The following is a 9,376-nucleotide window of genomic DNA, read 5'->3' on the forward strand; positions in this document are numbered from 1 at the left end:
CATGAGCTTCATGAGCGCGAAGAAGTACCCGCCGTCGCTGATATCGCTCAGCCGCCGCTGTACAAGGTCAAGAAAGGCAAGCAAGAGCAATACATCAAAGACGACGACGCCATGGAAGAGTACATGACGCAGTCGGCCCTGGAAGACGCGAGCCTGCACCTGAACGAAGAAGCCCCGGGTATCTCCGGCGAAGCCCTCGAGCGTCTGGTGAATGACTTCCGTCTGGTGATGAAGACCCTCAAGCGTTTGTCGCGCCTGTACCCGCAGGAACTGACCGAGCACTTCATCTACCTGCCAGCGGTGAGCATGGAGCAACTGTCCGATCACGCAGCGATGCAGGATTGGATGGCTCAGTTCGAAGTTCGCCTGCGCACCGTCGAGAAATCCGGCCTGGTTTACAAAGCCAGCCTGCGTGAAGACCGTGAACGTAACGTCTGGTTGCCAGAGGTCGAGCTGATCTCCCACGGCCTGTCGAACTACATCACCTTCAACCGCGATTTCTTCGGCAGTAACGATTACAAGACGGTCGTATCGTTGGGCGCTCAATTGAGCACCTTGCTGGACGACGGCGCGTACATCCAGCGCGGCGAGCGCAAGAAGCCGGTCACCGAATTCAAGGAAGCACTTGAATGGCTGATGGCTGAAAGCACCAAGCGTCATACCATCCAGCGCTACAAAGGTCTGGGCGAGATGAACCCGGATCAGCTGTGGGAAACCACCATGGACCCGAGCCAGCGCCGGATGCTCAAAGTGACCATCGAAGACGCCATTGGCGCAGACCAGATCTTCAACACCCTGATGGGTGATGCGGTCGAACCTCGTCGTGACTTCATCGAAAGTAACGCCCTGGCGGTTTCCAACCTGGACTTCTGATCCGGCAGGACCGCTAAAACGAAAAAGGCCAACGCTAAGCGTTGGCCTTTTTTATTGATCGCCGAAAGGTCGTCATTCGCTAGCAGCAGTGGCCACGCTCTCAAGCCGATACCCATACCCGTAAATCGTCAGCAGTTGCCAACCGCGATCGGCCGTCAGGCCCAGCTTGTTGCGCAGGCGATAAATATGAGTATCCAGCGGGCGGGAGGACGCTATTTCTTCATGGGTCCAAAAACGCTCATACAAGTATTCACGGGACAAAGGTCGGCCCAGATTGGCGAACAGGCAACGGGCGAGCCGGTATTCCCGTTCGGTCAGGCTGATGGGGGTGGCGGCGCGGGTGACGGTGAGTTCGGCGTCGTCGAATTCGAGGTCATTGAAGGTCAGTATTTCGGTGGCCGCGGCGCGTTGCAGCCCATGCCGACGAAGCACCGCGCTGACCCGAGCCATCAGCTCATTGGGACGAAACGGTTTGCTCACGTAATCATCGGCCCCGGCGTTCAACGCCTGGACGATATCGCTTTCGGTATCGCGACTGGTGAGCATGATCGCGGCGGGTGGTACGTCCATGTGTTCACGGGTCCAACGCAACAACGCCAGACCGCTGATATCGGGCAGTTGCCAATCGAGGATCAGTAGATCGAAGGTCTCCCGCCGGAGTTGCCGTAGCAAGTCCTCTCCCCGCTCGAAACAATGCAGCGTCCACGCCTGCTCACCCGTGACGGGGATCTGTCGCAGTGTCTGTTCAACCCGGCGCAGTTCAGCGGGCTCGTCATCCAGTATTGCGACACGCATGCCGAGTGTTTCCTTTATCTCGTAAGTGCAAAGTGAAAATTCCTACGGGAGTTTAGGCTGATTGATCGAATCTGAACAATTGTGGCGAATTGCTGCGAAGGTCATTTATGCCGGTAAATTCGTTGTCGCTGAGCGGCACAGGGGCATTGGGATGTGCTCCGGCGCAGGGAGCGCCAAGTCACTTTGCAGGCCCGTCGATCGCCGGTTTTCGGCGGTACCCTGCTCAGGGGAAACACACGGAGTGCCTGCTCGGCTCCGACACAGGGATGTGTCATCTCCAATATCCTTTGCTCTCATAGCTATCTGCTAGAGCGTCCGCTCAGGTATCGTGCGTCAAATACTTGTGTGCGTTATCCGGCGTGATCTTCATAAGAGCATAAAAGCCAATCCATGAACCCCATGACCTTATTGCTCCCACGCCGTTCTGGCGTCTGTCTTTTACTGATGGTTGGCCTGATGGGATTGTTTGCCCAGAGTGCATCAGCGGCTGTCGCCTCGGCAAAACGTCTGTCTTATATCGATCAAAACCAACAATGCCGTGGTCAACCGCTGCCGGCAACGGTCGAGCATCTGACTGGCGAAGCCTGGAAGCTGGACGCCAAAGGCAAGCAGACGCCGCTGCAGGAAGGTATGTCGATCGACGAGCAGGAAGGCGTCAAAACCTCGCCTTCGGCATTTGTCAGCCTGTCCCTGGGTGATGGCTCGCGGGTGGTGTTGCCTTCCAGTTCCCATATCACCCTGCATCTCAATGACGAACATTCGATCCCTCAGGTCATTCTTGAGCAGGGCCAGGTTGAATCGTATGTGATCAAACGTGCCAGCGACCATGATCGCTTTCAGATCGTCACGCCGGTCGGTGTACTGGGCGTGAGGGGTACGCACTTTCGGGTGCGCAACGATGACGGTGGCGAGGCGCTGCTGGAAGTGTTGAACGGGCAAGTGGCGGTCAATCGTGATGAAAAAACGTCGGGTTTCCGCCCTGCCCGGCCCGTTGTCAAACGCCCCAAGGGCGTTGAAGCTGACGAAGTCCAGGTCATGGCCCGCCAGGGTTTGCGTATTCAGAAACAAGGCACGCTGACGCCAATCGACTTGTTACCCGCTCCACGTTTATTAGGTCAGGCCGGTCAGACGGGGAATGTGCCTGTGTGGCAATTGATCATGAAGCCCATCGAAGGGGCTAAGCGTTATCGGGCGCAAGTGGCGACCGACGCAGCCTTTCTGGACATCAAGCAAGAGCAGTTTTCCAGCACACCAGAGGTCAAGTTCCGCGGGCTGAAAGCGTTTTTCTACCATGTTCGCCTGTCGGCCTATGACGCTCAGGGGTTAGAGGGAGAGACCGGGGTGTATGACATTTTCTATTACCCCAGGACCACGCGTGTCCAATAGCGCCTTGGTCGACGACCGATGAAGAGACGACCAAGGAAGGATGACCGCGAGCCGACCCAGGCTCAGCGGTTGTTTCAGCGGATGGTGCGCGAGTGGCTGTGGGTCTGTCTGATCCTGTTGCCGCTTACGGCGATGCTGTCCATGAATCAGGGGCTGGCCCTGAGCAATCTGCTGTATGACAACCTGCGTCGGTTGAGTCCGCTGCCGGTGGATCCGCGAATACTCATCGTCACGATCGATGACTACAGCTTGCAGCAGCTTGGCCAATGGCCGTGGTCGCGGGCCATGCACGCGCAACTGCTGGATCGGCTCAGCGCTGCGAACGTTAAAGGCGTTCTATTCGACGTTATTTTCAGCGAACCCGATAGCCATCCCGCCAACGATCAGCTTTTGGCCCAGGCGGTCTGTCGGGCCGGGAATGTTTTCGTGCCGCTGTTGCGCGAAGGCGTCGCACGTTATGGGCAGCCCTTGGGAGAAATTGAACCGGTGGCTGCGCTGAGCCATTGCGCTAAAGGCGTCGGGCACATCAATGCCGAAGCGGACGCTGATGGGATCGTGCGCAGCGTGTATTTAAGCGAAGGCCCGGCGCAAAAAACACGCCCGCAACTGGCCTGGCTGCTGTACGAAGAAACCCTTACCGACAAGGGAAATGTACCGATGCCTGGTACCCCGGCCCTGCCATCGGCGCAAGGCTGGCAGCGAGCCCATGAAATACGGATTCCTTTCATCCATTCCGACGCGGGCTTTCCCACTGTGCCCTACGTCAGCGTATTGCGCGGCGAAGTTCCGCCCGAGTTGCTGCGCGATCGCTTGATCCTGATCGGCTCGACCGCTGCAGGCCTGGGCGACCGCTACGTGACACCGCAATCGGCCAGCCTCGGCACTACACCGGGTGTTGAGATTCAGGCGAATATCCTCAACGGGTTGCTGCAACAGCGCAACATCGTGGTTCTCGATCAGCGCTTGGCGGCGTTGCTATCGGTGATGATTGTCGGTGAGTTGCTGGGCCTGTTACTGGTGCGTCCGCGTCGCGCGCTATGGCTGACTTTGGGTGCAATGGCCGCCGCTCTACTGGGTTCGGGTGTACTGTTGCGGCTTGGTTGGTGGTGGTCACCGGCGGCGAGCCTGCTAGGGATGATGCTGGGCTACCTGATCTGGAATTGGCGAAGGCTGAACGCGGTGCTCGCTTATTTCGGCTGGGAACTGGCGCGCCTGGACAGCGAGCCAAAAGTCTTTCCCGAACGTCGTCGTACCCAGGCCCCGGCCGGTGATGTGCTGCAAGGGCAAATCGTCGCGCTGGAGCAGGCCATGAGCCGGACCCGCGATACCCGACGTTTCATTGCCGACGGGCTTGAATACCTGCCGGTGGCGACGCTGATCAGTGATCCGAGCGGACGTATTCTGCTGGCCAACCGCAAGGCTCGAGAAGTGTTTTGTCGTGGCCTGGTGGGCGAGGACATGCTCGAGCAACTGAGCGACTTGGGTTACCCGGTGCCGTCCAACGGAATGCCATCTGCGTTGTCGAGCCTGGAGCCGCTGGAGTTTCGTGACACCCAGGCACGCAGCCTGCGTCTGGACCTGGCGCCGCTGTTGCCGGCCGAGGGTGACTCCGTGATTGGCTGGCTACTAAGCCTCACTGACTTGAGCGTCGAGCGCGACGCCGAAGAACAGCGAGCCGTGTTGCTGCGTTTTTTGTCCCATGACCTCAGGGCTCCCCATTCGGCGATACTCGCCTTGCTCGACGTCCAGCGGCATCAGGTGCCCGGTGACACTCAAGTGTTCAACCAGATCGAGTTACAAGTGCGCAAGGCGCTGAACCTGACCGAGGCTTTTGTGCAGTTGGCAAAAGCCGAGTCCGAGGCCTATCAGTTTCAGCCGAGCATGTTCGCGATGTTGTTGCTCGATACCTTCGATCAGGCCTCCAGCATTGCTCATCTGAAGAACATTCAATTACTGCATGACCTCGACGAAGACGCTGAAGCGCTGGTCCTGGCCGATCAATCGCTACTGACACGGGCTCTGTTTAACCTGTTGGAAAACGCCATCAAGTACAGTCCGGCGGGCTCGCGGATCTCAGTGCGGGTGAGTTATGCCGAAGGTTGGCTACTGTGCGAGATCGCCGATCAGGGGCGAGGGATTGCTGTCGATGAACTTCCTGAGTTGTTCAGTCAGTATCGGCGTTTTACCTCGGCTCACGGCAGTGACGGCCTGGGACTGGGTTTGTCCATGGTCAAGGCGGTGGTGGATCGTCATGGCGGGAGGATTTCCTGTCGTAGCGTGGTGGGGCAAGGGTCGACGTTCAGCATCCAGTTACCGCTATTGAGCGAGTGATCCAGACGTTTTCAGCGAGCATAAAAAAACCGGCTATATCAGCCGGTTTTTTTACGTCCGAAATAAACTTATGCACCTTTTCGGATTTTTTACTTGCTTAAGAAATATGTATGTAAATCATTAACTTAATAACTAAATTCAGTGTTTTTCAACAAAACGGTACACAGGTTATCCACAGAATCTCAGACAGCCACTTGATCGGTCGCACTCGGGGCTGCCGGGGCTGCTGGCAGCGAGCCCATCTCGCGCTGCATCTGTTCGTTCCAGGCCTGCACCCGATCATTCAGGTCGGCAATGGCTCGCGGCCCACTGCCCTCGGCGTACATCGGCGCGCCAATGATCACGGTGATCACGCCTTGCTGTTTCGCCCAACCGGTTTTTGGCCAGAACTTGCCGGCATTGTGTGCAATCGGCAGTACCGGTAATGACGCATTGACGGCCAACGCGGTGCCACCGCGGGAAAACTTGCCGATGGTGCCATAGGGAACGCGAGTCCCTTCCGGGAAGATCAGTACCCAGACCTTGTCCTTGAGCAGCTCATCGCCCTTCTTCGCTACATGCTTGAGCGCAGCTTTCGGATTGCCGCGATCGATGGCGATCGGTCGCAGCATCGCCATGGCCCAGCCGAAGAACGGAACGTAGAGCAGTTCGCGCTTGAGCACCTGGCTCAGCGGCTCGAAGTAGGCCGAGAGAAAGAATGTCTCCCAGGTGCTCTGGTGGTTCGACTGAATCACGCAGGGCTGGTCCGGCACGTTCTCGGCACCCTTCACTTCGTAACGGATACCCAGAAAGACTTTGCTCAGCCATAAGGCGCAGCGGCACCAGTACACGTTGATAAAACGATAACGCGCCTTGAACGGCAGAAACGGCGCGATAAAAAAGCTCAGGGTGCACCAGAGCAAAGAGCTGGTGCCCAGCAGCAGGTAAAAGAGGAAAGTTCTGATGGCCTGCAGTATCGACATGGCGATATTTACCGTTGCGGGCATTGCCCGCCTATTCAAGCGCACTCCCGATCAGTCCTTGGCCAGGATGTCAGAAGAGCCTTAGTTGTGGATAAGTTCCGCGGCAATCGCCGCCAGATCGTCAAAAATCAAGGTGCCTGCCGGTAGGGTCTTGCCCTGAGTCTTTTCGCCTTTCCCGGTCTTTACCAAAACTGGCTGACAGTCGACGGCTTTGGCGGCTTCCAGGTCACCGAGAGTATCGCCGACGAACCATAGATTCGTCAGCGAAACGTTGTAATGCGCGGCGATGGTTTTCAACATCCCGGGTTTTGGCTTGCGGCAATCGCAGCCATCGTCTGGCCCGTGCGGGCAATAGACAATCAGCCCGACTTCGCCACCCTGCTCCGCCACCAGCTCGCGCAAGCGAGCGTGCATGGCATCCAGGGTGGCGATGTCGTAATAGCCGCGAGCGATGCCCGACTGGTTGGTAGCCACCGCCACCGTCCAGCCGGCCTTGCTCAACTGCGCGATCGCTTCGATCGAACCGGGGAGCGGAATCCACTCCTCCACCGACTTGATGTACGCGTCGGAGTCGTAATTGATCACTCCGTCCCGATCGAGAATCAGCAGTTTCAACAGCAGCCCCTTAGCCCAGCAGCGAAATGTCGGCGACGCCGAGGAACAAGCCACGCAGACGCGCCAGCAGCGCATAACGGTTGGCTCGCACCTTGGCATCTTCGGCGTTGACCATCACCGCTTCGAAGAACGCATCCACCGGCTCGCGTAAGGCAGCCAGACGTGCCAGCGATTCGCTGTACTGACGAGCCGCCGCCATCGGCTGGACAGCCTGGTCAGCCTGCTGGATCGCCGAATACAGGGAGAACTCGTTGGCGTTGTCGAAGTACTTGGCTTCAACGACCGAAGGAACAGAGCCTTCGACCTTGCTCAGCAGGTTCGAAACGCGCTTGTTCACAGCGGCCAGGGCTGCGGCTTCCGGCAATTTGCGGAACGCTTCTACCGCTTGTACACGCTGATCGAAATCCAGCGCCGAACCCGGCTTCAGGGCACGGACCGACAGGTAAGTCCCGACATCAACGCCTTCGTCTTCATAACGGGCACGCAAACGATCGAAGATGAATTCCAGCACCGAGTCATTCAGGCCGGCAGCTTTGACCTTGGTACCGAACGCATTCACGGCAAACGCCACGGCGTCGTTCAGGTCGAGGTCGAGCTTCTTGTCGATCAGGATCCGCAACACACCCAGCGCAGCACGGCGCAGGGCATACGGGTCTTTGCTCCCGGTAGGCAGCATGCCGATACCGAAAATACCCACCAGCGTGTCGAGCTTGTCGGCGATGGCCACGGCCGCACCGGTCAGGGTAGTCGGCAGTTCAGCGCCGGCACCGCGTGGCATGTACTGCTCGTTCAGCGCCAGGGCGACTTCTTCCGGCTCGCCGTCGTTGAGGGCGTAGTAGTAACCGGCGACACCTTGCATCTCCGGGAACTCACCGACCATCTCGGTCGCCAGGTCGCACTTGGACATCAGGCCGGCACGGGAAGCCCAGGCCGGGTTGCCACCAATGCGTTGAGCGATGAACGCGGCGAGCCTGGAAACACGTTCGGCCTTGTCGTAGACGCTGCCGAGTTTTTCCTGGAACACCACATTCTGCAGACGCAGGTTGAAGTCTTCGAGTTTCTGCTTCTTGTCTTGCTTGAAGAAGAACTCGGCGTCGGTCAGGCGTGGGCGAACCACTTTCTCGTTACCGGCGATGATCTGCTGCGGGTCTTTGCTTTCGATGTTGGCCACGGTAATGAAACGAGGCAGCAACTTGCCGTCGGCATCCAGCAGGCAGAAATATTTCTGGTTGTCCTGCATGGTGGTGATCAGCGCTTCTTGCGGCACGTCCAGGAAACGTTCTTCGAACGAGCACACCAGCGGCACCGGCCATTCAACCAGCGCGGTCACTTCGTCGAGCAGGCTCGGCGGCACGATCGCCGTACCTTCCTGCAGTGTCGCCAGTTCTTCTGTACGTTTGCTGATCAGCTCGCGACGCTCGTTGGCGTCGGCCAGCACATAGGCTGCACGCAGGTCGTTCAGGTAGTTGGCCGGCGAGGTGATGCGCACGCTTTCAGGATGGTGGAAGCGGTGACCACGGGAATCGCGGCCGGACTTCTGGGCAAGGATGGTGCAGTCGATGACATGGTCACCAAGCAGCATCACCAGCCATTGGGTCGGGCGAACGAATTCTTCCTTACGAGCACCCCAGCGCATGCGCTTGGGGATAGGCAGGTCGTTCAGGGAGTCTTCAACGATGGTCGGCATCAGGCTCGCGGTCGGCTTGCCGGCGATGCTTTGGCTGTAGCGCAGTTTTGGACCGCTCTGATCGATCTCGCTCAGGTCGACGCCGCACTTCTTGGCGAAGCCCAGGGCTGCTTGAGTCGGGTTGCCTTCGGCATCGAACGCGGCCTGACGCGGCGGGCCGTCGAGGTTGATGCTGCGATCCGGCTGTTGGGTCGCCAGCGCGGTAATCAGCACGGCCAGACGACGTGGCGCGGCGTAGACGGTTTTGGTTTCGTAGTTCAGGCCGGCAGCTTGCAGGCCTTTGTCGATACCAGCCATAAACGCTTCGGCCAGGGTATTCAGGGCTTTGGGTGGCAGTTCTTCGGTGCCCAGTTCAACCAGAAAATCTTGAGCACTCATTGTGCAGCCTCCAGCTTGGCCAGTACTTCATCACGCAGGTCCGGGGTCGCCATCGGGAAGCCCAGCTTGGCGCGAGCCAGCAGGTAGGCTTGCGCAACGGAACGCGCCAGGGTGCGGACCCGCAGAATGTATTGCTGACGCGCAGTCACCGAGATCGCCCGGCGCGCATCCAGCAGGTTGAAGGTGTGGGAAGCCTTCAACACCATTTCGTAGCTCGGCAACGGCAATGGCTGATCGAGTTCGATCAGGCGCTTGGCTTCGCTTTCATAGAAGTCGAACAACTCGAACAGCTTCTCGACGTTGGCGTGTTCGAAGTTGTAGGTCGACTGCTCCACTTCGTTCTGGTGGA

General features: G+C 58.4%; 7 protein-coding genes and 1 pseudogene. 3 read left to right on the forward strand and 5 right to left on the reverse strand.

What is annotated here, in order from left to right; translation table 11 throughout:
* A pseudogene (gyrB, locus tag ACIPLA_RS13725) lies at positions 1 to 873 on the forward strand (DNA gyrase subunit B); the annotation flags it as partial.
* Between the two features lie 72 nt (positions 874 to 945).
* On the opposite strand, the gene ACIPLA_RS13730 reads toward gyrB, so the two are convergent.
* Positions 946 to 1,668, reverse strand: coding sequence for a response regulator transcription factor (locus ACIPLA_RS13730; RefSeq protein ID WP_218395714.1), 723 nt, complete (start codon positions 1,666 to 1,668; stop codon positions 946 to 948).
* A gap of 456 nt (positions 1,669 to 2,124) precedes the next feature.
* On the opposite strand from ACIPLA_RS13730, the gene ACIPLA_RS13735 reads away from it, so the two are divergent.
* Together ACIPLA_RS13735 and ACIPLA_RS13740 are read left to right on the forward strand one after the other, a co-directional pair.
* On the forward strand, positions 2,125 to 3,054 hold the full coding sequence (locus ACIPLA_RS13735) for a FecR domain-containing protein (RefSeq protein WP_256348707.1): 930 nt from the start codon (positions 2,125 to 2,127) through the stop codon (positions 3,052 to 3,054).
* Between the two features lie 18 nt (positions 3,055 to 3,072).
* Positions 3,073 to 5,385, forward strand: a complete 2,313-nt coding sequence (locus ACIPLA_RS13740) for a CHASE2 domain-containing protein (RefSeq protein ID WP_218395718.1) — start codon at positions 3,073 to 3,075, stop codon at positions 5,383 to 5,385.
* Positions 5,386 to 5,567: 182 nt separating this feature from the next.
* On the opposite strand, the gene ACIPLA_RS13745 is transcribed toward ACIPLA_RS13740, so the two are convergent.
* The 4 genes from ACIPLA_RS13745 to ACIPLA_RS13760 all read right to left on the reverse strand — a co-directional run.
* Positions 5,568 to 6,347, reverse strand: a complete 780-nt coding sequence (locus ACIPLA_RS13745) for a 1-acyl-sn-glycerol-3-phosphate acyltransferase (RefSeq protein WP_063342023.1) — start codon at positions 6,345 to 6,347, stop codon at positions 5,568 to 5,570.
* Between the two features lie 81 nt (positions 6,348 to 6,428).
* On the reverse strand, positions 6,429 to 6,968 hold the full coding sequence (gene gmhB / locus ACIPLA_RS13750) for a D-glycero-beta-D-manno-heptose 1,7-bisphosphate 7-phosphatase (protein WP_162830932.1): 540 nt from the start codon (positions 6,966 to 6,968) through the stop codon (positions 6,429 to 6,431).
* Between the two features lie 4 nt (positions 6,969 to 6,972).
* On the reverse strand, positions 6,973 to 9,027 hold the full coding sequence (gene glyS, locus ACIPLA_RS13755) for a glycine--tRNA ligase subunit beta (RefSeq protein ID WP_008007908.1): 2,055 nt from the start codon (positions 9,025 to 9,027) through the stop codon (positions 6,973 to 6,975).
* Positions 9,024 to 9,376, reverse strand: a 353-nt coding sequence (locus tag ACIPLA_RS13760; protein ID WP_401173594.1) for a glycine--tRNA ligase subunit alpha, incomplete at its 5' end; no start/stop codon positions are given. The genes glyS and ACIPLA_RS13760, both read right to left, overlap by 4 nt.

The sequence above is a fragment of the Pseudomonas sp. NPDC086112 genome (genome assembly GCF_044746425.1).
Taxonomy (GTDB): Bacteria; Pseudomonadota; Gammaproteobacteria; order Pseudomonadales; family Pseudomonadaceae; genus Aquipseudomonas.

Excerpts from the sequence above, each read along its gene's own strand:
- ACIPLA_RS13730 (WP_218395714.1), bottom strand. The coding sequence starts at position 1,668 with ATGCGTGTCGCAATACTGGATGACGAGCCCGCTGAACTGCGCCGGGTT.
- glyS (WP_008007908.1), bottom strand. The coding sequence starts at position 9,027 with ATGAGTGCTCAAGATTTTCTGGTTGAACTGGGCACCGAAGAACTGCCA.
- ACIPLA_RS13735 (WP_256348707.1), top strand. The coding sequence starts at position 2,125 with ATGGGATTGTTTGCCCAGAGTGCATCAGCGGCTGTCGCCTCGGCAAAA.
- ACIPLA_RS13740 (WP_218395718.1), top strand. The coding sequence starts at position 3,073 with ATGAAGAGACGACCAAGGAAGGATGACCGCGAGCCGACCCAGGCTCAG.
- ACIPLA_RS13745 (WP_063342023.1), bottom strand. The coding sequence starts at position 6,347 with ATGTCGATACTGCAGGCCATCAGAACTTTCCTCTTTTACCTGCTGCTG.